Below are 23,986 nucleotides of genomic sequence, written 5' to 3'. Positions count from 1 at the left end.
CTTCCCTACTTAAAATATATGGGCTGATGGCGATCGCAATTATTTGTCTACCTGAAGTGTCCAGCATTCGCTAAACTCAGAAATGCTGCGTTATTCCTCATCATGGCCGATTCCCAAACTGTTAGTGCTGCTGTTGCCAAACTCTACAATACCTACCCCTTTCCGCCGGAAGCCCTGTTGGATGAACCGCCTCCAGGCTACAACTGGCGCTGGAATTGGCTAGCTGCTCATAACTTCTGCACAGGTCAAAAACCCCAAAGGCAAGATATTCGGATTTTAGATGCAGGTTGCGGTACTGGTGTGGGTACAGAGTACCTAGTTCACCTCAATCCTCAAGCTTCAGTTGTGGGCATTGACCTCAGTACTGGCGCTTTAGCTGTAGCCAAAGAACGTTGTCAGCGTTCAGGGGCTACCCGCGTTGAATTTCATCACCTCAGTTTGTTTGATGTGGAACAGTTACCGGGTGAGTTTGATTTAATTAACTGTGTTGGCGTTTTGCATCATACCCCCGATCCCATTCGCGGTATTCAAGCTTTGGCGAAGAAGTTAGTTCCAGGCGGCTTGATGCACATTTTTGTGTACGGGGAATTGGGACGCTGGGAAATTCAACTCATGCAAAAAGCGATCGCACTTATTCAAGGCGACAAAAAAGGCGACTACCGCGATGGTGTTCAAGTCGGGCGACAAATATTCGCTTCTCTACCAGAAAATAACCGAATTGTCAAATACGATAAACAACGTTGGTCATTAGAAAATAATAAGGATGAATACTTTGCTGATATGTACGTTCATCCCCAGGAAATTGACTACAACATTGAGACGCTGTTTGAATTAATTGATGCTTCGGGATTGGAATTTATTGGTTTCTCGAATCCGAGTTTCTGGGATTTAGAGAGACTTTTAGGCAAAGCACCAGAGTTAGTAGAACGGGCAAAAGAATTGAGCGATCGCCAGCTTTACCGGCTGATAGAATTACTAGATCCAGAAGTAACTCATTACGAATTTTTCCTCGGTCGTCCTCCCTTAATCAAAGCCGATTGGACAGAGGATAACGCCCTACTGACAGCGATTCCCGAACTTAATCCTTGTATTGAGGGATTTCCCAGTCAATGTTTCTTTAATTACGATTATCAGATTGTTAATTTATCTGTATCAGAGTTTGAGTTTATGCAAAGATGTGATAATCATTCCACAATTGCAGAAATTTTGGTAGGTGTAGAACTGGGATTGGATGAAGTAAGAAGGCTTGTGCAGCAGCAGTTGATTTTGTTGACACCTGCTTAAGTCTCGTCAGATTAAATTTGAAACCCTATTTTGATGTTAGTCCGCCTGTGCGGACTTCGCTTGTGTAGCCTGGATTATTCTCTGAATTTTGATCCAGAGTTAATCAAAGCAATTTATACTCGTGGTAAAGTGCGATCGCCCATCACTACTTTTGGTAAATCTAATGTAAATTATTAAAGTGTCCAAGAAACCGGTTATTGTACATCCAGAGAATTGGAGTTTTTTGGAATTCAGCAGTGGTGCAATGTCTAACGGCGGTCTGCTACTCTACAATTTCTGATTTGCAGTCCGCGTCTATGCTCCTCAAGCACTAGTTGATTTGAAGCACCAAGATGCTACTTATACAAAGACCCTGGAGGACAATTATTCACCGAAAAAAAGCGAAATTGGAAGAAATTTTGAATTTTGCAGGCAGTAATTATTGATAATTCTCCCCTTCACTTCCCCATCTCATGAGCCGCACTCTCGCCACGATGAGCGCGATTTTACTGACTGCCTGATGTTGACAAGAAGTTAATTGTTTTTTCCTAAAGTATTGTTACCGGATCGTGATATGATTCAGCTGACTGAATGTGCAGTCATCATATTTAACTGTACTGGTTTCAAGTCCCGTGAGCTTGTCAGACGAATCAATTGCGCCCACTCCGACAACGCAACAAGATGCTAAAACTGGTTCTGGAGACACAGAATCAGGTAACTCCATGCAAGAGTTCCATCAACTCTTCCAGCGATTGTTGGTAATCACGCTTGTCTTGACGGGGGTTATTTTTATCTCTGTGTGGATTTTTTATTCCTTAAGCATTGCCCTAAATTATTTAATTGGGGCATGTACAGGTGTGGTTTACTTAAAAATGTTGGCTAGAGACGTTGAGCAGCTCGGTAGTGAGAAAACCAGTCTGAGTAAAACTCGTTTTGCTCTGTTTATGGGAGTAATGCTCGTGGCAACTCAATGGCGTGAGCTACAGATTCTCCCCATTTTTTTGGGATTTCTAACTTACAAAGCCACGCTCCTCGTCTATATGGTGCAAATTGCGTTCATTCCTGATTCTTAAAAAGTCAGGCTCACAAAGATAGTAATCCCATCCTCGCTCGTTGGGGAAAACGCTTGAAGAATGCAAATGCTTAGTGTCTTAAACGCCTTTAATTCTTTTCCCCTCGCCGCATTAGAAGTAGGTCATCATTTCTACTGGCAGTTGGGCAATCTTAAAATTCATGGGCAAGTTTTTCTCACCTCATGGTTTGTGATTAGTATTCTAGTAGTGGCTTCAATAGCAGCTACTCGCAATGCAAAAAGAATTCCTAGTGGCATCCAAAATTTAATGGAGTATGCCCTAGAATTTATTCGTGGTTTGGCGAAAGACCAACTCGGTGAGAAAGAGTACCGCCCTTGGGTGCCATTTATTGGCACATTGTTTCTGTTTATTTTCGTATCGAACTGGTCAGGGGCGCTAATTCCCTGGAAGCTCATCAAGCTACCTTCGGGTGAATTGGCAGCTCCCACCAATGACATCAATACGACTGTTGCATTGGCACTGCTGACCTCTTTAGCGTATTTTTACGCAGGTTTTAGCAAGCGTGGTTTGGGCTACTTTAAGAAATATATCGAGCCGACACCCATTCTATTGCCGATCGCAATTCTCGAAGATTTCACTAAGCCCCTCTCCCTCAGCTTCCGGCTATTTGGCAATATATTAGCTGATGAATTGGTAGTAGCGGTGCTGGTGCTGCTAGTTCCTCTGTTTGTACCTCTACCCGTAATGGCCTTGGGTTTATTTACTAGCGCCATTCAAGCTCTGGTTTTTGCCACCCTAGCCGGAGCATACATTCATGAGGCTTTAGAGGGGCATGGTGAAGAAGAACATGAGGAGTCACATTAGAGTCCCTCAGTTGATGTAATGTTAGATTTTGGATGCTTATTTTAGATTCAATTCAAAATCTAAAATCGGAAATCTAAACACGAAAATTGTTCATTTTGTACTCAAGGTAAGGAAAATCAACATGGGCTCATTAATTTCTGCTTCTTACGTTCTAGCTGCTGCGTCAGGCGCCGGTGTTGATCCATTAGTTCAGGCTGCTTCAGTTCTGGCTGCTGCTCTAGCAATTGGTTTAGCTGCAATTGGCCCTGGTATTGGTCAAGGTAATGCTGCTGGACAAGCAGTAGAAGGTATTGCCCGTCAACCAGAAGCAGAAGGAAAAATTCGCGGTACTCTGCTATTAACCTTGGCTTTCATGGAATCCCTGACTATTTATGGTCTAGTTATTGCCTTGGTATTGCTATTCGCTAACCCCTTCGCGTAAGACCCAAAAGTATTTGTGAGTGTGGAGACGTGAACCATCACGCCTCTACAATCGAAAATATTTTGAGTATTTAATCCTTCTGATGTAGTTTACTACCAATTTTGGATTTTGGATGATCGAGAGTTTTTGGTATATTGCTCCTGAGCTATACCTGCTCTCAAATCTACAAGACGCTCCGACGTTGCTGAAGCTACGCGATCGTCAATCTAAAATTGCAAATCCAAAATCCCTTGCCTTTTGTTGGCTTTGGGTTTTCTAAAATATGAAAGGTTGGATGATATTGCTAGCCATGAAAACTGCTACTCCAGCCAAAGAGGAGAGAAATGTTTGATTTCGATGCTACCTTGCCCTTCATGGCATTGCAATTCCTGCTATTAGCAGCTTTGTTGAATGCAATTTTATACAAGCCACTAACCAAGGTACTAGACGATCGCGATAATTATATCCGAACGAATACCCTTGAGGCCAAAGAAAGCTTGGCAAAAGCCGAGCGTCTAGCCGCCGAATATGAACAGCAACTCGCAGACGCTCGCAGACAATCGCAAGCGACTGTAGAAGCAGCTCAACTAGAGGCAAAGAAAATTACTGCCGAGAAAATTGCTGAGGCCCAAAAGGAAGCTCAGACTCAACGAGAACAAGCTGCTGTTGAAATAGAACAACAAAAGCAGGAAGCTTTTCGCACCTTAGAGCAACAAGTTGATGCTTTAAGCCGGCAGATTCTAGAAAAACTATTGGGGCCAACTCCAGTTAGATAAACTAACTAGACTGGCTCTGTGAAAGCATACGCGCAACTGGGCCCTAGTCCAGAGCGCAAAATTTAAGTGTCAAAAAAGGCACTTTTTCCCAACGAGATAAAGATACTTTATTTACCTGCGGGAAAATACAACGTATTAGCAAGCGAGCAGCGCACTTGTAAATGGGTATCATGGGCACATTCTTATTACTTGCCGCAGAAGCAAACGCTGTTCAGTCTGAATTGGCAGAAGGCGCAGCAGAAGGTGGTTTCGGTCTAAACATAGACATTTTTGAAACCAACCTGATAAATCTAGCGATTCTGATTGGCATATTATTCTACTTCGGACGTAAGGTTTTAAGCAATATCCTGAACGAGCGACAATCCAATATTGCCACCGCAATTCAGGAAGCAGAAGGGCGCTTGAAAGAGGCAAAGACTGCCCTTTCCCAAGCGCAAGAGCAATTGAAGCAATCTCAGGCAGAGGCAGAACGCATCCGCCAATCTGCCACAGAAAACGCTCAAAAAGCGAAAGAAGCCTTGTTAGCGAAGGCAGTGCAAGACGTAGAACGCTTGAAACAAACAGCAGCAGCAGATTTAAACTCCGAAACCGATCGAGCGATCGCACAACTGCGGCAACGAGTTGCTACACTAGCATTGCAAAAAGTCGAATCGCAACTCAAAAGCGGGATTGCCGACGATGCTCAACAAAGTTTAATTGACCGCAGCATCGCACAACTGGGAGGCAATGTATGACAAGTCAAGTAGCTTCAGCCGAAGTAGCCCAACCTTATGCACAGGCACTTTTGTCAATAGCGCAATCGAAAAACTTGACCGAAGAGTTTGGGGAAGATGCGCGGACTTTCCTGGGACTTCTCAGGGCAGACAAACAGCTACACAACTTCTTCAGCAACCCGTTTATTCAGTCTGAGAACAAAAAAGCTCTCATCAAACGAATACTCGGTGAAGGCGCTAACCCCTACTTACGCAATTTTTTGCTGATACTGGTAGATAAGCGGCGCATTGCATTCTTGGAAGATATTTTTCAACAATATCTGGCGCTGTTGCGGCAGCTGAATCAAACCGTATTAGCGGAAGTAATTTCAGCCGTTCCCCTCACAGAAGCTCAACAGCAGGCAATCATCCAAAAGGTCATCGCCATCTCCAATGCTCGTCAGGTAGAACTAGAAACCAGGGTAGACAGCGAGTTAATTGGTGGTGTGATCATTAAAGTAGGCTCGCAGGTAATTGACGCTAGTATCCGGGGTCAGTTGCGCCGCCTTTCATTGCGCTTAACTAATAGTTAGGAGTTAGGAGTTAGGAGTTAGGAGTTAGGAGTTAGAAGTTAGGAGTTAAGTAAATAGTAATTTATTTTGACTTTTAACTTGTAATTTTTGCATTTTTAACTCATCACTCTTAACTCATCACTCCTAACTGTTAACTCCTAACTCTTGAATTTTTCCGTCTCGAAAGCAAAAAAGATAGACACATGAGCATATCAATTAGACCTGACGAAATTAGTAGCATTATCCAACAACAAATCGAGCAATACGATCAAGAGGTCAAAGTTGCTAACGTTGGTACTGTTCTCCAAGTTGGTGATGGTATCGCCCGGATTTATGGTCTGGAAAAGGCTATGTCTGGGGAACTTCTGGAATTTGAAGATGGCACAATTGGCATCGCCCAGAACTTAGAAGAAGACAACGTGGGCGCGGTGTTGATGGGTGAAGGGCTGGAAATTCAAGAAGGTAGTTCTGTAACTGCCACTGGTAAAATTGCCCAGATTCCAGTAGGAGAAGCCTTAATTGGACGAGTTGTAAACGCTTTGGGTATTCCCATCGATGGTAAGGGAGACATCAAGTCCTCAGAAAGCCGTTTGATTGAATCTCCAGCACCAGGTATCATTGCCCGTCGGTCTGTACACGAACCCATGCAAACGGGTATCACAGCTATCGACTCAATGATTCCCATTGGTCGCGGTCAACGGGAATTGATTATTGGCGATCGCCAAACCGGCAAAACTGCGATCGCGATCGACACCATCATCAACCAAAAAGAAGAAGATGTAATTTGTGTCTACGTTGCGATCGGTCAAAAGGCTTCCACAGTTGCTAACGTGGTGCAAACATTGCAAGAAAAAGGCGCACTCGATTACACCATCGTCGTCGCCGCTAGCGCCAGTGAACCTGCAACCCTACAATACCTAGCTCCTTACACAGGCGCAACTATTGCTGAGTACTTTATGTACAAAGGCAAAGCTACCCTGGTAATTTATGATGACCTTTCCAAGCAAGCCCAAGCTTATCGCCAAATGTCCTTACTGCTACGTCGTCCACCAGGACGCGAAGCTTACCCCGGAGATGTATTCTACATTCACTCCCGCTTGTTAGAAAGAGCCGCAAAGCTGAGTGACGAATTAGGTAAAGGCAGTATGACCGCCCTACCAATTATCGAAACCCAAGCTGGTGACGTTTCAGCATACATCCCCACCAACGTAATTTCCATTACCGATGGTCAGATATTCCTATCTTCTGACTTGTTTAACGCTGGTATCCGTCCAGCTGTAAACCCTGGTATTTCTGTATCCCGTGTGGGTTCTGCGGCTCAAACCAAGGCAATGAAAAAAGTTGCCGGTAAGATTAAATTGGAACTAGCCCAATTTGACGACTTGCAAGCCTTCGCCCAATTTGCTTCTGACTTAGATAAAGCCACTCAAGACCAGTTGGCACGGGGTCAACGGTTGCGTGAACTCCTCAAGCAGCCACAAAATTCGCCACTCTCGGTATACGAGCAAGTAGCAATTTTGTACGCGGGTATCAATGGATACTTAGATGATGTGCCTGTAAATCAAGTAACCACCTTCACTGCTGGTCTACGTGAGTACTTAAAGACTGGCAAGACCCAGTATGCTCAAGGAGTACAAGCATCGAAAGCATTAGGTGATGCCGAAGAAGCTGCTTTGAAGGAAGCACTTACCGAATACAAAAAGACCTTCAAAGCTACAGCGTAGCAATTTTGGATTTTGGATTTTGGATTTTGGATTAAATCTAAAATCCGAAACCCCAAATCTAAAATCTAAAATCCTAAAATCTAAAATCGAACTATGGCCAATCTAAAAGCAATACGCGATCGCATCCAGTCGGTCAAAAACACCAAAAAAATCACAGAAGCCATGCGCCTCGTAGCTGCGGCTAGAGTGCGCCGGGCACAAGAACAAGTGCTAGCAACTCGCCCCTTTGCCGATCGCTTGGCACAAGTATTGTATGGTTTGCAAAGCCGTCTGCGCTTTGAAGAAGCAAACCTACCACTACTGAAAAAACGCCAAGTTAAATCAGTTGGGTTGTTGGTTATTTCAGGCGATCGCGGTCTATGCGGCGGCTACAATAATAACGTCATCCGTCGTGCAGAAAACCGCGCCAAAGAAATCCAGGCAGAAGGTTTAAACTATCAATTTGTGATCGTCGGGCGCAAAGCTACCCAGTACTTTCAACGCCGCGATCAGCCAATTGATGCCACCTACAGCGGCTTAGAGCAAATTCCCACCGCCGCAGAAGCTAATCAGATTGCCGATCAACTACTTTCCTTGTTCCTTTCAGAAGAAGTTGACCGCATCGAATTAATCTATACCAGATTCCTTTCGTTAGTTAGCTCCCGTCCTGTCATCCAAACCCTACTGCCCCTCGATCCACAAGGTCTAGAAGCAGCCGATGATGAAGTCTTCCGCTTAACAACCCGTGGCGGTAAATTTGAAGTTGAACGGGAGAAAGTGACTAGCCAAGTTCGCACATTGGCTCCTGACATGATTTTCGAGCAAGATCCAGTGCAGATTCTCGATTCTTTATTGCCCCTGTACCTTAGTAACCAGTTATTGCGGGCGCTGCAAGAATCGGCGGCTAGTGAACTAGCAGCGCGGATGACAGCCATGAGTAATGCCAGTGAAAATGCTGGTGAACTAATTAACACTCTCACCCTGTCTTATAACAAAGCCCGACAAGCTGCAATTACTCAAGAACTCCTTGAGGTTGTGGGCGGTGCTGAAGCACTAACTTAGAAAAATACTTGTTGTGGCTCGTGGCAAATAGCCAATTGCTAATGGTTTTAAAATTAGCAATTGGCTATTTTGAGTAATTGGAGCTATACATCCTGACTTTGTTAATTACGAATTACGAATTACAAATTACGAATTCAACAATTGCGTATTATAATTGAAGTATAAAGCGCATGGGTCCGTCACGGTTTCGACAGGTTGGCGAACGCTGCTCTGTGATTCAGGTCGAGAGTGAGTCTCCTCTCGGAAATCAAAGGCTCAAACAAAAAGTAAATGCGAATAACATCGTTAGCTTTGCTCGTAAGGATGCTCTAGTAGCAGCCTAAAACACCTCTTACAGGTTCGAGCGTCTTCGGTTTGACTCCGTTAAGGACTGAAGACCAAACCCCAACGGATGCTCTAGCAAGCGTTCTCTGGTTGGCTTGCTGGCTAAGATTAAATCAGAGCATCCTACGTTCGGGATAATGAACGATTCCCGCCTTGAGGGTCAGAAAGGCTAAACCTGTGAATGAGCGGGGGGTCAATACCCAATTTGGACAGCAGTTCGACTCTGCTCGGATCCACTAAAAATAGTTAACAAGTCCACTTGACACTGTGATGTGTTAAGTGGACTTTGTTTTATGGGAAACTCACATCAGAATTTTCTAGAATGCACAGCTAACTTAAAGCAATACCATTCAGTTAAGCCCAAAATCCTTGGTAAAGATGCGAAATTAGACTGGGAACTCGGTGCGCCAAGGTCTTTCTAGAATGGTTCTGGATAACGTGTAATTAATTTTACCAGATGTCTTCCACTGATTAGTATACTACTTAATACATTTAACACTCAAATTTAGATGTGCTTACTCCGTGCATCATCATGTATGCAGGATTACAGAAAAGTGCATTGTAATTCAATGGGTAATATTGCAAAAATACCAATTACAGATTCACTTCCCCTACTTCTCCCCGATTAATTTCTAATGTTAAAAGCATCAAATAAAACCTGTTTTGCAGAAGTATGGATTGCAGTTGATGGCGTGAAGTTTTCGTTTAGATGCAACACGGCACAGATGTGCGTCAAAAGTAGGGGCAGCGATATAAACATGCGGACTTCGCGTTGTAAATCGCTTTCGTTGGTAAATAAATTTATTTCCAAAGAAGTCAAATTCCCTCTACTGAGCTTCTCAGGTTAAATAAGAGCTTTCAAACTTAATTTCTGTGTTTGCTTGCATCTAGCCTAGATGCCTGCATAAGTTTAGATTTGATGCATCAAGTGATGAATAACTGCACTCATGCTTCAGAAAAGATGCGTCATGAGCAGCATAATCACATTCAAAAACATTCAGGAGTATCAGGTATTATGAACGCACTAGTACAGGCTTTTAAGCACATACAAATATTCAGGAATAGAGAGAAAGATCAAAATATTTCCGAGCTTGTTTTTGCTCACGATGCAAGCATCGCTGAAGATATTAGTCGTGTAAATAACCAGGAAAAATCACAACTAACTGCTGATGCGATGCCTGCGGCGGTGGACTACGCCTACACAAAAACGCCTCCACCTATTATGCCTAAAAGCAACACTCAGGAAAAGCCACAACTACCTGCTGATGTTGATAAAGCACCTCCAGCTATTATGCCTGATATCAACAGTCAGGAAAAGCCACAACGACCTCCTGGTGAAATTGGCAAAGAGCCTCCACCTGAGTTACCTAATATCTGGATTTATGATGGTGAAGTATACGATCTATCCGACTTTATTAAGCGGCATCCAGGCGGTGAATTCTTCATTGGACGTATGAAGAATAGAGATATCACGACACTGGTTAATATTTTTCATCCTAATCCCGAAAAGTCCAAAAGAGTCCTCAAAAAATATGCTTTGGGGCGAAAAGCTAGACCTGAAGATGTTCATCCCAAATACAATGCTCCACCATTCTTGTTTCGTGAAGGTTTTGACGGCTGGAGAGATACACCAAAGTTTAACTTTCAAAACCAAGAGCAACTCCTGAATCGGATTAAGTCCAGGATAAACGAGCCAGAAATGAAAAAAAAGATTGAGCAAATGGACTTGATTTTTGATGTGGTGACAATCATTTTGCTCGTTGTTTATATCCTGGTGCAAGTGCTGCGATTAAATTTCATGCAGTATATGCCAATTTATCTTTTTGTTCCACTAATGGCGGCTCTGAGAATCTCTCTCACAGGTGCAGGTCACTATCTAATTCATCGCGCCCAAGTTCGCCTCAATAAAGTCTTCGCAAATATTTTTGATATCAGCTATGTTCCAATGGCTTTCGTAGTAACTGATGGTCATACTTTAATGCATCATCCATTTACTCAAAGTCAAGTTGATATCAAGAGAAATGTTTTCACAGCTATGTTAGAACTTCCTCGATTCTATCGAATTCCGGTTCATACTGTACATAAACTTGGTCACGTTATCACTGGAATGTTTGTGCGATTGATTGAGATATGTACACTGGCATTCAAGTTTGGTGTCAAAGATATGTATGGCTCTTGGCAACGAGGTTTGCCTCATTATGTCGGCACCTTTTCTATGCGAATAATTCTTGTTGGCGAGTTGATTTTATTTTGGATGAATGGTGACTTTGGAGCTTGGCTAGCACAATTTGTTTTGACTCTATGGATAAGTACTTTCATGATTGTTGCTAGTCATGATTTTGAAGAAGAAGAAGTCGATCCGTCAGAAGATTGGGCAGTATCCCAAATTAGAAACTCCTATGATTTGACTATGATTGGGAACAAGTATATTGACTGCTTTCTATCAGCAGGTCTTAGTCCACACCGCGTACACCATGTACTTCCATACCAAAAAAGTGGTTTTGCAAATATTATCAGCGAAGATATTGTCCGAGAAGAGGCAGAGAAATTTAACGTTGTCTGGTCAAAACCAAAAAACTTCTTTTTTGAGCGTCTGCCAATCTTGGTAAAACATTACTTGCTGGGGCCATCAAGAACGGCGAAAGAAAAGAACTTTGGACTGTTGCAAGAACACTTTCACCCACAACAATTAATGACATCGGCGAAATACATTGTCCAAGGATTCCTTGGTGTCGGTTCCATCTAATCAGAAAACACAGTTGTTATTCATAGCAACTGTGTTGCAAAAATCCTCAAATTGTCCATACATACCTGCAACTAGGAAAAAGAATTATGAATACTAAAACTACCTTAGTAATGCACAACGGAGTAAATAATTTGCCTGTTGTTAAACCAACCGAAATGAAAGCCAAATATAATGCTTCTGAACTTGGTACGATTAGGTTAAAGCAGTTTTTACCAATCATTGAGAGCATTGCAACTGGTACTCCCGACAACATCGTTCGACAATCTGACGCGGCTGGATTAGTTGCAAATATTCCTAGCTTGGAGCAAAATCGAAGCCGAATCGATAAGCTTTATAAAAATACTCGAATTGATACAAGACACCTAGCGGTTAACTTATTATCCGATGAAGCAATCGCTCACGGGCATAGTCAGACCATTCAATCTCGGATGCAGATGTATCAAGAGTTTGCGATTCCTCTAGCTGAACGGGTTGCAAAAAAAGCACTCTTAAGCGCCTCTGAAAGTATGAAGACTAACAATCATTTGTATTCAGATACGAATATCGAAGATCACATCCGCCTGATTGTTTTTGTATCGAGTACAGGCTTCGTAGCACCAGGAATAGATACAGAATTGATTAAAAGCCTTGGACTCAGGCGAGACACAGCTAGAGTAACAGTGAATTTTATGGGTTGTGCAGCTGCAATGAATGGACTGCGTGTTGCTAGCGATCATGTGCGAGCTAATCCAACACACAAAGCCCTTGTAGTATGCCTGGAAATAAGCTCAATCAATGCAGTGTTTGAAGATGACATGAATGATGTTATTATACATAGCATTTTTGGTGATGGATGTGCCGCAGTCGTTGTCGGAGCTTGTCAGCCAGAGCAAGCAATCGGTCAAGGTAAAGTCGTCATTAAAGATCACCTAAGTTACCTGGTTGAAGATACCGAAGACGGCATCGTTCTTGGCATACGGGATAATGGAATTACTTGTCAGCTTTCGCGTCAATTACCTGACTATATTAGGACTGGTGTTAATCCAATTATCGAACGTTTTTTAGCAAGCCATGAGCTTACCAAAGAGAATATCGATCTTTGGGCTATTCATCCTGGTGGCACACGCATTATTCAAAATTCACAAGATTCTTTGGGACTCACTGATAGTCAAGTTGCTGATAGTTGGGAGATACTTCGTCAGTATGGCAATATGCTTAGTCCCTCAGTACTATTTGTCATGGAACGTATGCTGTTTAGCAATGAAAATAATTCTTCTGTCGATAAAGAATATGTGGGGTTAGACAACCCGAATCACCATTGGAAAGATTCAACTGAACAAATGAAAGCATTAACTGGAATTGCCTTTTCATTTTCACCTGGAGTTGGAATAGAAGGAATTCTATTTCAAAAAGTTTAAAAGAATCATCTTGATGTTATCAACACCACAGTTTTGAGCTATCTGAAAGGACACAAGTATGAGATTTATTCGGTTTCTTTGGGAAATATCATGGCGGAGTATCTTGATTGCAACTATCACAGGCTTAATTAGTGGTGGTAGTAATGCAATGCTGATTTCACTTATAAATCGGGCTGTCAGTCAAGCATCACTCCCCAATGCACTGTTATATTTTGCGGCATTAGCTGTTTGTACTCTCTTCACAAGTACTGTCGCACAATTCATGCTGATTAATCTTTCGCAGAATGCCATCTACCAATTGCGAGTTAGGTTAGGTCAAAATATCTTATCTTCACCTTTAGAACATCTAGAAAGACTTGGAGAAAATCGTTTACTTGCAACATTAACTGATGATGTTCGAGTTCTTTCGCACGCTGTATCAGCAATTCCGAGTATCTGTATCGATCTCGCTACTGTTCTGGGATGTTTATTCTACCTGTCTTTGATTTCCAACATTATATTTGTCTTGACGATCGCTACATCTGCTGTTGCTATTTGGTGCGTGCAAACCAGACTCGGCAAAGCACAACATTTGTTCTCCATAGCACGTGAAGAGGAGGATAATTTATTCAAGCATTTTCAAGCTATCACTAGAGGTACTAAAGAGCTAAAACTGCACAAAACCAGACGAGAAGACTTTTCCTCCAAGAACTTGCAAGGTAGTGCCACAAAACTGCGTCAGAAGAATACTACCGCAATGCAGAGTTTTGCGATCGCTAATGGGTTAGGGCAATTTTCACAGCTTTCTACTTTAGCTTTGATGCTTTTCATATTGCCCTGGTTTATGCATATCCCAGTTCCAATGTTGTCAACCTATGTCCTCACTACTACCTATCTATCCCTACCACTCCAGAACCTATTACGCAGATTACCCGATCTCTTGCAAGGTAATGTTGCATTGCAAAAAATTAACATGATGAAGCTCTCATTAACCAGCCAAGCAGAAGTTGACACAACAATTAACTCTTATATTGTCAAACAACCTAGTCAAATTGAACTGAAACTCGAACTCGATCGGGTGAGCTATCTCTATCACCCTAATAGTGATGATAAAGGGTTTCCCTTAGGGCCAAACAATCCATCTTTGCCCCCAACACATAAGTCTAGAAAAGGACATAAGCCCAGAGATATCCATCCGCCTCGTGGCAAAGAAAAAGATTTTCTCTTAGGGCCACCGGGACATCAGCCCAGAGATATGCATCCTCCTACTGACGATGAAAAGGGGTTTTTACTAGGCCCAATTAGTATAACTTTCCAGCCGGGACAAATAACATATATTGTCGGTGGTAATGGTAGTGGCAAGTCAACGCTAGCTAAATTAATTACGGGATTGTATCCACCTACAAATGGGTCAATTTATCTCGATGGAGTACTGATTACAGATGAAAACCGGGAATGGTATCGCCAGCATTTCTCCGCTATCTTCTCTGATTTCTACCTTTTCGATAGCTGTTTAGGGTTCAATCATCCGAATCTCGACCGAGAAGTTGAAAGTTATTTGAGGCAATTGCAGTTAGACCATAAAGTTAAAGTCAGAGATGGTGTTTTATCAACAACTAATCTATCTCAAGGGCAGAGAAAGCGCCTCGCATTACTCACAGCTTATCTAGAAGATCGCCCGATTTATTTATTCGATGAATGGGCATCTGACCAAGAGCCACACTTTCGCGACCTCTTTTATCGGCAGAGTCTTGTAAAACTCAAAGAACGTGGTAAAACCGTGATAGTAATCACCCATGATGATCGTTACTTTCACCTCGCTGACCAAATTATTAAGCTCGATTATGGTAAGATTCAACCTGACTATGTGCCGACAAACAACCATCTAAGTGAAAGCAAAATTGATGAAGTAAAATTATCGAGTTAATAATCCTAAGCTTTTAGATTCAAGATTGCTACATCAGGTGAATATTACCCAAATGAATCTGAAAAGATGTGTTGAAATTGCAGGCTTTAACCCCTTTGATTTGTGATAAATCATGTCGAAATTATATCAATTAGGTAAAAACTATGAGCGTTAATCAGCAGGAATCTAATTATAGGATTCATAATGAAATGACTCAAATTCAAATTGACTTGGAGAGAGCATTAAAAAATATCCTGGAACAAGCTGGTAGTAAAATTAAGCCAGAAAAACAAGAAGAATTAAAGAAAGAAGTTGAAGGTACTAAGCAAATTATCGAACTTTTTAAGAGTAGATATGCTTAAAGTTTTCTCGGCAATAATTGTCTGAAAAAAGCAATCATAAATCTCAGCCAAACAGAGGCGGATCTGGTTTTTACTCAAGGAGTGAACATGGCATTTAATCATTACCAAAATTTACCCAAGCTAACTGACTCCACATCTTCACTCCCACCCATCAAGAAACCAGGACTAACGAAATGGTTAATTGTATTTCTCTCCTTATTCTTACTTGTGGGTGTCAGTTATCTGATTCATGACCAACTTGTTAAACGACAACAGCAAGCAAATCTACGCTTGGCAGTAGTGCCTTTAAGACGGACGAATTTTTCTATCACTGTCTCAGCCAATGGGACTGTTAAACCTGAGCGGGCAATCAACCTCAGTCCTAAAACGGCAGGTACTTTAAAAAGGCTACTAGTTAAGGAAGGTGATTATGTCAAAGAAAAGCAGGTGTTGGTTTATATGGATGATTCTAATTTGCAGGGTCAATTGATCCAAGAGCAGGGGAGACTGGCTCAAGCAAAGGCGAATCTACGCAAACTTATGGCAGGTAATCGCCCTCAAGATATTGCTCAGGCGCAGGCGAAATTGGAGGAACTCAAAGCAAAATTACGCAAACTTATGACAGGTAATCGCTTTCAGGATATTGCTCAAGCGCAAGCCCGTTTAGAGAGATATCAAGCTACTTTGAGTCAAGCAAACGACGACTTTCAGCGCAACCAGAAACTTTACGATGCTGGAGCAATTTCTCGGCAAGCTTTAAATCAAAAACGTGCAGACCTCGACAGCGCCCAAGCCCAAGTAACGGAAGCGCAACAAGCACTATCTCTGCAAAAAGCGGGAACCCGTCAAGAAGATATCGACCAAGCCAGTGCAGAAGTAAAACAGCAACAACAAGTACTATCTCTGCAACAAGCGGGAACCCGTCAAGAAGATATCGATCAAGCCCGTGCAGAGGTGATATCTGCTAGCGGAGCGTTACAAAACATCCAAACTCAGATTGATGACACATTGATTCGCGCACCCTTTGATGGGGTTGTGATTCGTAAGTATGCTGACCCAGGGGCTTTTGTTACGCCAATGACGGCAAGTAGTTCGGTTTCTTCTGCAACCTCATCATCGATTCTGGCATTAGCTGATACAAATCAGGTTGTGGCAAATATCTCGGAGAGCAACATTTCTGAAATTCAGATCAATCAACAAGTGGTAATTAAGGCAGATGCTTACCCTGGTAAAACATTTCCAGGACGAGTATCGCAAATCGCGGCTCAGGCAACAGTAGAGCAAAATGTTACTAGCTTTGAAGTGAAAGTTACTCTGCTTTCAGATTCCAAGAAGTTATTGCGCTCTGGAATGAATGTATCTCTGGAGTTTAATGTTGGTGAATTGCAAAACGCCCTGACTGTACCAACGATCGCAGTAACACGTCAACAAAAGGTAACAGGTGTTTTTGTGGCACGGAAAAATCAACCACCTGTATTCACTCCCATTACAACGGGAGCAACGGTTAACAATCGTACCCAAGTCAAGGCTGGACTAAATGGTACAGAAAAGGTTTTGATTAGCTCGCCGCCCCAACCTCAAAATAAGTCTGGTATTTCTTTTCCAGGTTTACCCGGAAGCTCTAAAGCGGGCAGTTCTGAACAAGAACCGCCAATGGGGCCACCACCTGGCGCTGCTCCTCCCGCTCATTAATTCAAGGTACAAAAAATGACTATTTCCTTTCGCTTACCTCGCAGAATAGCGACTTCTCGTCGCGCCCATACTGTATCAGTAATCGAAATCTTATCAATGGCAATGGAGGCATTATGGCGCAATAAACTCCGCACTGGTTTGACGATGTTGGGTGTAATTATTGGCATTACTTCTGTGATTGCAATTACCTCCGTTGGACAGGGTGTACAAAAAGCGACAGAACAGCAAATTCAGTCTTTAGGAACTGATGTTTTACAGGTTTTTGCAGGTGCCGCCCGTTCTGGTGGGATCAGTCAAGGTATGGGTTCTAGTTCAACACTTACTTGGGAGGATGCCAAAGCTATCCAAGAGGAAGCTCCTGCGGCTCAAGTGGTTTCTGCCTACCTCCAGCGTCCGGGGCAGGTGGTTTATGAGAAGTTGAATAATTCTACTAATATTGTCGGAACCGATTTGAACTATCCCGAAGCCAGAAATACTTCCCTTACCCAAGGTAGGTTTTTTACCCAAGAAGAAATGGACAACGCTAAATCAGTGGTTGTACTGGGGCAGACAGTACGCGATGAACTATTTGGCACTGGCAAAAATCCTGTCGGCGAACAGATTCGGATTCAAAGTAACATTTACGAAGTTATTGGCGTATTTGAAAAGAAAGGTTCAGAAGGCCCGATGGATCGGGACGATCAAGTTTTCATTCCCCTAACTAATATGTCAAGTCGCATCGTGGGGAATAATGCTTTAAAAGGTTTTGCGATCAATGGCATTTATGTAAAACTAGCCAATCAAGAGCAATCAGCAACGGCTCAATTTCAGGTTGTGAATCTTTTGCGCCTACGTCACAATCTCAATTCATCTCAATCTGATGATTTCAGTATTAGAAATCAGACGGATGTTGTTAATACCTTCACGACTGTGGTGGGCTTGTTTACGATGATGGTAGTAGCGATCGCTAGTATTTCTCTGTTAGTAGGAGGCATCGGCATCGCTAATATTATGCTGGTTTCGGTGGTTGAGCGAACCAGAGAGATTGGGATTCGCAAAGCCGTTGGTGCAACTAATTCCGCCATTTTGAATCAGTTTTTAGCCGAATCCGTTGTGATTTCTACCGCCGGAGGCGGTATTGGTATGGGAATTGGCATTGGCATTGCCTTTGGCGCTGCGATGATTTTCCATTTTCCCTTTATCGTCTCTATGTGGTCAGTTGTTTGTGGATTTGGATTATCGTTCATTGTCGGATTGCTAGCTGGGGTGATTCCGGCTCGGAATGCTGCTCAGTTAGACCCAATTGCCGCCTTACGGAGTGATTGATATGACAACTATGATTTGGATGCAGGCGATTAGCAAAACTTATCGCTTGGGTGAAGTGACAGTACCCGTGTTGAAGCAGATTGATTTAACAATTGAGCAAGGAGAGTATGTTGCCATTATGGGCACATCTGGTTCAGGAAAGTCTACACTGATGAACCTGATTGGCTGCCTAGATTGTCCAACGGCCGGACACTACATTTTAGAAGGTAGAAACTTGACTAGTTTCGGCAATGACGAACTGGCGCATATCCGCAATCAGCGCATTGGCTTTGTATTTCAGCAATTTAATCTGTTGCCAGGTGCTACCGCGCTGCAAAATGTCATGCTGCCGATGATTTACGCCAATGTCCCTAAGCAAAAACGCCGCCAGCAAGCAATTCAAGCACTGACACAGGTGGGATTAGGCGATCGCTTAGGCAATTTTCCCAACCAGCTTTCTGGAGGACAACAACAACGAGTTGCGATCGCTCGTGCGTTAGTTAACCGCCCAGCACTGATGCTAGCTGATGAACCAACGGGTGCTTTAGACACTCAAACATCCCAAGAGGTAATGAATTTATTCACTGAACTCAACCAACAAGGTATGACAATTGTGATTGTCACCCACGATCTGGCGATCGCTGCTCAAACGAAACGAGTAATTCGAGTCCAAGATGGTTTAATCAGCTAATTATGCTGTTCCTGGGTTTGTGTATGTGCGCTTCCAAACCTCCTTCCCCTTTTTTTCAATACCCGTCGTAAGCGATCTGCACTCAAGTTTACTTGACGCTCAGATGCCAGTTTTTTGGCTAATTGTTTAGAGTTATAAGTCTCTGACTCTTGAGCCAAACAATTTTCGAGATAAACTAAATCTGATTCTGAATATCGGGGTTTTCCTCCTCTACCAGGAGCATCCCATAAACCTGCTAAACCCATTTTTTCCCAACGATGAAGGGTTTGACGCACTGTTGAAATCGCCCAGTTCAAACCTTTTGCAATTTGCTCATTTTTTAAGCCGCGAGTATTCAGCAGTAAAACTTGAGCGCGATCCTTAGTACGTTGAGGAACATCTTTGGCTTTTCTCAACTCTTCTAAAGTCAGCTTTTCTTCTTCAGTTAGAAACACTTTTAATCGGCATCCCATAAACAATAACCTTTTACACTTTTTATGTCTATTCATGCCTACATACTTAAAAATTAAGTATGTATTTACACATCTAAAGCTTGACTACAAGTATTAAAGATACTGGCATTCAAAGTTTGCCATTTATCATCAAAAATGGATTTTTCTAAAAAGTTAGATATATCAGAGATGACACCATTAACCTACTCATATAGGCAAACCTGTTCTTGTAGTAGCTATAAGCTACAGCTTCAAGTTACGACAAGAATAATTTGTTGGTGTTAGTCCTGATTAATGTCTAAAGTCGATAATAAAGGACTGTATCATTAAATTTCTGAGATTATTCCTATGATTACGGAGGTTTATCGAAACTTTAAAAATGATTTTGACACTAGTTTTCCTTTGGATGAGTAGAAAAAGATATGCAGGCCTTGTTCCTTTTTATTCAACTAGCCTCTGAAAATTTGACTTGATTATCTCCAAAACAATATTTATTTTCTCTACTTTACACAAAGTTTATATTTTACGTCACCAGATTTTTGATTGAGACAACAACATATTCAATACTCATTGGATTAACTAGTGTCAACAGCTTATGTGATGCTTATTAAAAGCCTAAAAAAGATTTTCCTACTTTTCCCACTTTTCCTACCTTTCCTAATTATTTTTAAGGTAATACGGTTCAGATACAAAGACGCGATGAATCGCCGTCAAGACAAAAGACTGATTATTATCTTGACGGCGATTCATCGCGTCTGTTGCCTTAACGTAACCGTATTGATTTATGGTTGGTAAATCAAATAGCAATAAAATATTGTTTAAACTATGGCTTTTTGGTCAAAAACATAATTGGTATGATATTTTTGAATTAGGATGAGGCTAGATAAATCAGCAAAATTAAATACTCAGTAAAGTTGAAAATTTAATTAATATTTAGTAGATTTTGAAGATTCATATTTATTGCTAAAAAACAGCAATAATTGATACAAGTTAAATTTTTCAAAAACTGATATTCATTACAACTTCAACATTAAATAATAGAGAGAATGGGGGCAGAAGAAAAACCTGTTAATTTGCGCTCGGAGACGAATAATGGTATCGATGTCTACGACCGGCAAGGCCAACGCAGAGAACGTTCAACATCGGCTAACTATACAAACTGTAGAAATTGCCCCTAACACAACGGCGATTCGCTCTCTTGATTGGGATCGCGATCGCTTCGATATCGAATTCGGACTGCAAAACGGCACAACCTATAATTCATATCTAATTAGAGGCGAACAAACAGTTTTGATTGATACTTCTCATCAGAAGTTTCGCGATCTGTATTTAGAAACTCTCAAAGGTCTTGTCAACCCCAAAACAATTGATTACATAATTGTTAGTCACACAGAGCCAGACCATAGCGGCTTAGTAGAAGATGTTCTCCAGTTAGCTCCTAGAGCTACTGTTTTAGCCTCAAAAGTTGCGCTTCAGTTTTTAGAAGGCTTAGTACACGATCCTTTTTCCAAGCGGGTTGTCAAAACTGGCGATCGGATTGATATTGGCAAAGGACACGAAATCGAATTCGTGAGTGCGCCTAACCTACACTGGCCAGATACAATCTTTAGCTTTGACCGCAAAACCCAAATTCTCTACACCTGTGATGCTTTTGGGATGCACTTTTGTGACGATCGCACCTTTGACGAAGATTTAGAAGCGATCGAAGCTGACTTTAGATTTTACTACGACTGTTTGATGGGCCCTAACGCTCGTTCTTTGGTGAATGCCATGAAGCGGATGGGCGATCTTGGAAAGATTAATATTATCGCAAATGGCCACGGGCCACTATTATACCACCATTTAGATGTTCTGACCGGGTGCTACGAAAATTGGAGCCAAAAACAAGCTAAAGCAGAAACAACAGTTGGTTTGTTTTTCGTCTCAGAATATGGGTATGGCGAACGCCTTGGTCACGCAATTGCTGAAGGTATCCTGAAAACTGGCGTTGGCGTAGAAGTACTGGATTTGAGTACTGCTGGCAGCCAAGAAATTCAAGAACTAGCCGGGAGAGCAGCTGGGATCATTATCGGGATGCCCTCGACTACCGCCGCCGCCGCCCAAGCTAGTATCAGTTCAGTGCTAGCTGTTGCCAAGAACAAGCAATTTCTTGGGCTGTTTGAATGTTACGGTGGGGATGATGAACCCATTGATACACTCCGCAGACAATTTCTTGACTCTGGCATCAAAGAAGCTTTCCCACCAATTCGGATTAAAGAGGCTCCCACAGCATCAACATTCCAGTTGTGTGAAGAAGCGGGTAAAGACATCGGACAATTGCTAGTGCGCGATCGCAACATCAAGCAAATTAAGTCCCTTGATGTCAACATGGAAAAGGCCCTGGGTCGGATTAGCAGCGGACTATATATAGTCACCACCAAAAAAGATAACGTCTCAAGTGCAATGCTGGCATCTTGGGTAACGCAAGCGAGTTTGCAACCATTAGGATTCACAATAGCCGTTGCCAAAGACCGCGCCATTGATTCCTTAATGCAAGTAGGCGATCGCTTCGTCCTCAACGTTTTGGAAGAAGGCAATTATCAAGAACTCAAAAAACACTTCCTCAAACGCCTGCATCCTGGTGCTGACCGCTTTGCAGGAGTAAAAACTCAAACCGCGAAAAACGGTTCGCCGATTCTGACAGATGCTTTGGCATACATGGAATGTGAAATACAGACCAGCATGGAATGCAGCGACCACTGGATTTTATACTGCACCGTCCAAGAAGGTCGTGTCTCCAAAAACGATGGATTGACAGCCGTTCGCCATCGCAAAGTAGGTAATTACTACTAAGGAATTGGGTATTGGGGATTGGGTATTGGGGACTGGGTATTGGGGATTGGGAAAACTCTTCCCTTGTCGCTAGTCTCTAGTCCCCATTCCCCAGTCCCTATTCCCCAGTCCCCATTCCCCAGTCCCTAGTCTCTGTTCCCCAACTATAAAACAGCTATGACCAATTCCAAGCCACGCGACGTACAAGTTTTACCAATTGCTACAAATACTAAAGCTATCAGGGCACGTAGTTGGTCACGTCTGCGGTTTGAAATTGAATACGCACTTGAAAGAGGTACAACCTCCAATTGCTATTTAATTGAAGCTGATAAAACCGCACTTATCGATCCACCGCCAGAAAGCTTTACCGAAATTTATTTAGAGGCATTGCGGCAGACTTTAGATTTGACAACTTTGGATTATATTATCCTGGGTCATTTCAACCCCAACCGAGTTGCAACCCTCAAAGCAATTTTAGAACTGGCACCACAGGTAACTTTTGTCTGTTCTCTTCCTGGTGCGAACAATTTGCGGGCTGCTTTTCTAGAACAAGATTTAAATGTCTTGGTGATGCGGGGGAAAGAAACTCTGGATTTAGGGAAGGGTCATGTTTTAAAATTTTTCCCCACTCCTAGTCCGCGCTGGCCGGAAGGACTTTGTACCTACGATCAGCAAACCCAAATTCTCTACACAGATAAGTTATTTGCAACTCATCTCTGTGGTGATGAAGTGTTTGATGATAACTGGGAAGCGCTCAAAGAAGACCAGCGTTACTATTTTAACTGCCTGATGGCTCCCCAAACTCTTCATGTGCAAGCAGCTTTAGAGAAAATTTCAGATTTGCAGGTGAGAATGTATGCTGTGGGTCATGGGCCCTTGGTACGCAGTAGCTTAATTGAACTTACCAAGGCTTATGGAGAGTGGAGCCATTCTCACAACGATCGCGAAATTTCTGTTGCCTTACTTTACGCTTCAGCTTACGGGAATACGGCGACTTTAGCACACGCGATCGCTCTGGGACTAACTAAAGGTGGAGTTGCAGTTAAATCAATCAACTGTGAATTTGCTACCCCTGATGAAATTCGCATCAACCTAGCGCAGTCAGAGGGTTTTATCATTGGTTCTCCTACCATCGGTGGTCATGCACCAACTCCCATTCACACTGCTTTAGGGATTGTGCTATCGAGTGGTGACAATAGCAAACTCGCCGGGGTTTTTGGTTCTTATGGCTGGAGTGGCGAAGCATTTGACTTAATCGAAGGTAAACTCCGGGACGCTGGATACCGCTTCGGCTTTGACACCTTGAAGGTGAAGTTTAAACCTGATGATGTCACTCTCAAATTCTGTGAAGAACTAGGTACAGACTTTGCCCAAGCACTGAGAAAGGCTAAAAAGGTACGCTTACCCCAACAAGCCGCTACCCCAGTGGAACAAGCTGTTGGTCGGATTGTTGGTTCCGTTTGCGTGGTGACAGCGAAACAAGGAGAAGTGTCTACGGGGATGTTAGGCGCTTGGGTTTCTCAAGCCACCTTCAACCCACCGGGACTAACTGTGGCGATCGCCAAAGACCGAGCGATCGAATCTTTGATGTATCCAGGCGGTAAGTTTGCCTTAAATATTCTACCTGAAGGCAATCATCAAGATTACATGAAACATTTCCGTAAATCTTTCGCCCCTGGAGAAGATCGGTTTGCCAACTTTAGTACAGCACTTGCAGATAATGGCTGTACCGTCCTCACCGACGCTTTAGCATATTTGGAATGCTCAGTCAACCAACGTCTAGAATGTGGCGATCATTGGGTCATCTATGCAACTGTAGACGAAGGTAAATTACTCAAGCCTGATGCTGTTACTGCCATCAACCATCGTAAAACTGGCACTCATTATTAGACAATGAGCTTGTCTTAAATATATAGAATAATAGACAATCCTGTACAATAACGTAAAACTTTGTACAGGGTTTTATTTTATGTATAAACCACATAAATTTATGAAGAAATTAAGCAACTAGAAATCGC

The 23,986-nt window shown here is 42.6% G+C and carries 20 protein-coding genes and 1 other RNA gene; 20 read left to right on the top strand and 1 reads right to left on the bottom strand.

The genetic code is table 11. The features are described from left to right. Positions 1-102 precede the first annotated feature (102 nt). From V7L31_RS10820 to V7L31_RS10735, 18 genes are all read left to right on the top strand, one after another. On the top strand, positions 103-1,284 hold the full coding sequence (locus V7L31_RS10820; RefSeq protein WP_334696218.1) for a class I SAM-dependent methyltransferase: 1,182 nt from the start codon (positions 103-105) through the stop codon (positions 1,282-1,284). A gap of 33 nt (positions 1,285-1,317) precedes the next feature. Beyond that, positions 1,318-1,461, top strand: coding sequence for a hypothetical protein (locus V7L31_RS10815; protein WP_334696217.1), 144 nt, complete (start codon positions 1,318-1,320; stop codon positions 1,459-1,461). Positions 1,462-1,895: 434 nt separating this feature from the next. Next, on the top strand, positions 1,896-2,336 hold the full coding sequence (locus V7L31_RS10810; protein WP_334696216.1) for an ATP synthase subunit I: 441 nt from the start codon (positions 1,896-1,898) through the stop codon (positions 2,334-2,336). Positions 2,337-2,396: 60 nt separating this feature from the next. Then, positions 2,397-3,161: a F0F1 ATP synthase subunit A gene (atpB, locus tag V7L31_RS10805; protein ID WP_292851582.1), complete on the top strand. Its 765-nt coding sequence runs from the start codon at positions 2,397-2,399 to the stop codon at positions 3,159-3,161. A gap of 121 nt (positions 3,162-3,282) precedes the next feature. Then, positions 3,283-3,582, top strand: a complete 300-nt coding sequence (gene atpE, locus V7L31_RS10800; protein ID WP_292851579.1) for an ATP synthase F0 subunit C — start codon at positions 3,283-3,285, stop codon at positions 3,580-3,582. Positions 3,583-3,905: 323 nt separating this feature from the next. Next, the gene (locus V7L31_RS10795; RefSeq protein WP_334696215.1) at positions 3,906-4,337 is read left to right on the top strand and encodes a F0F1 ATP synthase subunit B'; all 432 of its coding nucleotides are present in this window, start codon (positions 3,906-3,908) and stop codon (positions 4,335-4,337) included. Positions 4,338-4,498: 161 nt separating this feature from the next. Continuing rightward, positions 4,499-5,071: a F0F1 ATP synthase subunit B gene (locus tag V7L31_RS10790; protein WP_334696214.1), complete on the top strand. Its 573-nt coding sequence runs from the start codon at positions 4,499-4,501 to the stop codon at positions 5,069-5,071. Then, a complete protein-coding gene (gene atpH, locus V7L31_RS10785) occupies positions 5,068-5,622 on the top strand; it encodes an ATP synthase F1 subunit delta (protein WP_334696213.1) in 555 nt (184 codons plus the stop codon). Before V7L31_RS10790 ends, atpH begins: the two co-directional genes overlap by 4 nt. 182 nt (positions 5,623-5,804) lie before the next feature. Further along, on the top strand, positions 5,805-7,325 hold the full coding sequence (gene atpA / locus V7L31_RS10780; protein WP_334696212.1) for a F0F1 ATP synthase subunit alpha: 1,521 nt from the start codon (positions 5,805-5,807) through the stop codon (positions 7,323-7,325). A 93-nt stretch (positions 7,326-7,418) separates the two neighbouring features. Continuing rightward, on the top strand, positions 7,419-8,366 hold the full coding sequence (locus V7L31_RS10775; RefSeq protein ID WP_334696211.1) for a F0F1 ATP synthase subunit gamma: 948 nt from the start codon (positions 7,419-7,421) through the stop codon (positions 8,364-8,366). 172 nt (positions 8,367-8,538) lie between these two features. Continuing rightward, positions 8,539-8,929, top strand: a transfer-messenger RNA (tmRNA) gene (ssrA, locus tag V7L31_RS10770). 638 nt (positions 8,930-9,567) lie between these two features. Then, complete coding sequence (locus V7L31_RS10765; protein WP_334696210.1) at positions 9,568-11,436, top strand: cytochrome b5 domain-containing protein; 1,869 nt, start codon at positions 9,568-9,570, stop codon at positions 11,434-11,436. A gap of 86 nt (positions 11,437-11,522) precedes the next feature. Then, positions 11,523-12,833, top strand: a complete 1,311-nt coding sequence (locus V7L31_RS10760; RefSeq protein ID WP_334696209.1) for a type III polyketide synthase — start codon at positions 11,523-11,525, stop codon at positions 12,831-12,833. Between the two features lie 58 nt (positions 12,834-12,891). Further along, positions 12,892-14,739, top strand: a complete 1,848-nt coding sequence (locus tag V7L31_RS10755) for an ATP-binding cassette domain-containing protein (RefSeq protein WP_334696208.1) — start codon at positions 12,892-12,894, stop codon at positions 14,737-14,739. Between the two features lie 143 nt (positions 14,740-14,882). Further along, positions 14,883-15,080 carry a hypothetical protein gene (locus tag V7L31_RS10750; protein ID WP_334696207.1) on the top strand — a complete coding sequence of 66 codons (198 nt, stop codon included), beginning with the start codon at positions 14,883-14,885 and terminating at the stop codon, positions 15,078-15,080. 87 nt (positions 15,081-15,167) lie between these two features. Further along, positions 15,168-16,751 carry an HlyD family secretion protein gene (locus V7L31_RS10745; protein WP_334696206.1) on the top strand — a complete coding sequence of 528 codons (1,584 nt, stop codon included), beginning with the start codon at positions 15,168-15,170 and terminating at the stop codon, positions 16,749-16,751. Between the two features lie 15 nt (positions 16,752-16,766). Further along, positions 16,767-18,056 (top strand): ABC transporter permease, encoded by a 1,290-nt coding sequence (locus tag V7L31_RS10740; RefSeq protein ID WP_442938146.1) that lies wholly within the window; start codon positions 16,767-16,769, stop codon positions 18,054-18,056. Between the two features lies 1 nt (position 18,057). Beyond that, positions 18,058-18,726 carry an ABC transporter ATP-binding protein gene (locus V7L31_RS10735; protein ID WP_334696205.1) on the top strand — a complete coding sequence of 223 codons (669 nt, stop codon included), beginning with the start codon at positions 18,058-18,060 and terminating at the stop codon, positions 18,724-18,726. On the opposite strand, the gene V7L31_RS10730 is transcribed toward V7L31_RS10735, so the two are convergent. After that, positions 18,723-19,214 carry a helix-turn-helix domain-containing protein gene (locus tag V7L31_RS10730; protein ID WP_334696204.1) on the bottom strand — a complete coding sequence of 164 codons (492 nt, stop codon included), beginning with the start codon at positions 19,212-19,214 and terminating at the stop codon, positions 18,723-18,725. The genes V7L31_RS10735 and V7L31_RS10730 overlap by 4 nt on opposite strands. A gap of 1,035 nt (positions 19,215-20,249) precedes the next feature. Here V7L31_RS10730 and V7L31_RS10725 point away from each other — a divergent pair. Both V7L31_RS10725 and V7L31_RS10720 read left to right on the top strand, forming a co-directional pair. Continuing rightward, entirely contained in the window at positions 20,250-21,989 is a 1,740-nt protein-coding gene (locus V7L31_RS10725; protein ID WP_334696203.1) for a diflavin flavoprotein, read from the top strand. A gap of 156 nt (positions 21,990-22,145) precedes the next feature. Continuing rightward, the gene (locus tag V7L31_RS10720; RefSeq protein ID WP_334696202.1) at positions 22,146-23,858 is read left to right on the top strand and encodes a diflavin flavoprotein; all 1,713 of its coding nucleotides are present in this window, start codon (positions 22,146-22,148) and stop codon (positions 23,856-23,858) included. Positions 23,859-23,986 lie beyond the last annotated feature (128 nt).

This window comes from Nostoc sp., from assembly GCF_036916655.1.
Classification (GTDB): domain Bacteria; phylum Cyanobacteriota; class Cyanobacteriia; order Cyanobacteriales; family Nostocaceae; genus Nostoc.
This window is presented reverse-complemented; position numbering and strand designations above follow the sequence as displayed.

Coding starts and splice junctions, on each gene's coding strand:
- V7L31_RS10820 (WP_334696218.1), top strand. CDS start 103: ATGGCCGATTCCCAAACTGTTAGTGCTGCTGTTGCCAAACTCTACAAT.
- V7L31_RS10815 (WP_334696217.1), top strand. CDS start 1,318: ATGTTAGTCCGCCTGTGCGGACTTCGCTTGTGTAGCCTGGATTATTCT.
- atpB (WP_292851582.1), top strand. CDS start 2,397: ATGCAAATGCTTAGTGTCTTAAACGCCTTTAATTCTTTTCCCCTCGCC.
- atpE (WP_292851579.1), top strand. CDS start 3,283: ATGGGCTCATTAATTTCTGCTTCTTACGTTCTAGCTGCTGCGTCAGGC.
- V7L31_RS10795 (WP_334696215.1), top strand. CDS start 3,906: ATGTTTGATTTCGATGCTACCTTGCCCTTCATGGCATTGCAATTCCTG.
- V7L31_RS10790 (WP_334696214.1), top strand. CDS start 4,499: ATGGGTATCATGGGCACATTCTTATTACTTGCCGCAGAAGCAAACGCT.
- atpH (WP_334696213.1), top strand. CDS start 5,068: ATGACAAGTCAAGTAGCTTCAGCCGAAGTAGCCCAACCTTATGCACAG.
- atpA (WP_334696212.1), top strand. CDS start 5,805: ATGAGCATATCAATTAGACCTGACGAAATTAGTAGCATTATCCAACAA.
- V7L31_RS10775 (WP_334696211.1), top strand. CDS start 7,419: ATGGCCAATCTAAAAGCAATACGCGATCGCATCCAGTCGGTCAAAAAC.
- V7L31_RS10760 (WP_334696209.1), top strand. CDS start 11,523: ATGAATACTAAAACTACCTTAGTAATGCACAACGGAGTAAATAATTTG.
- V7L31_RS10755 (WP_334696208.1), top strand. CDS start 12,892: ATGAGATTTATTCGGTTTCTTTGGGAAATATCATGGCGGAGTATCTTG.
- V7L31_RS10750 (WP_334696207.1), top strand. CDS start 14,883: ATGAGCGTTAATCAGCAGGAATCTAATTATAGGATTCATAATGAAATG.
- V7L31_RS10745 (WP_334696206.1), top strand. CDS start 15,168: ATGGCATTTAATCATTACCAAAATTTACCCAAGCTAACTGACTCCACA.
- V7L31_RS10740 (WP_442938146.1), top strand. CDS start 16,767: ATGACTATTTCCTTTCGCTTACCTCGCAGAATAGCGACTTCTCGTCGC.
- V7L31_RS10735 (WP_334696205.1), top strand. CDS start 18,058: ATGACAACTATGATTTGGATGCAGGCGATTAGCAAAACTTATCGCTTG.
- V7L31_RS10730 (WP_334696204.1), bottom strand. CDS start 19,214: ATGAATAGACATAAAAAGTGTAAAAGGTTATTGTTTATGGGATGCCGA.
- V7L31_RS10725 (WP_334696203.1), top strand. CDS start 20,250: ATGGTATCGATGTCTACGACCGGCAAGGCCAACGCAGAGAACGTTCAA.
- V7L31_RS10720 (WP_334696202.1), top strand. CDS start 22,146: ATGACCAATTCCAAGCCACGCGACGTACAAGTTTTACCAATTGCTACA.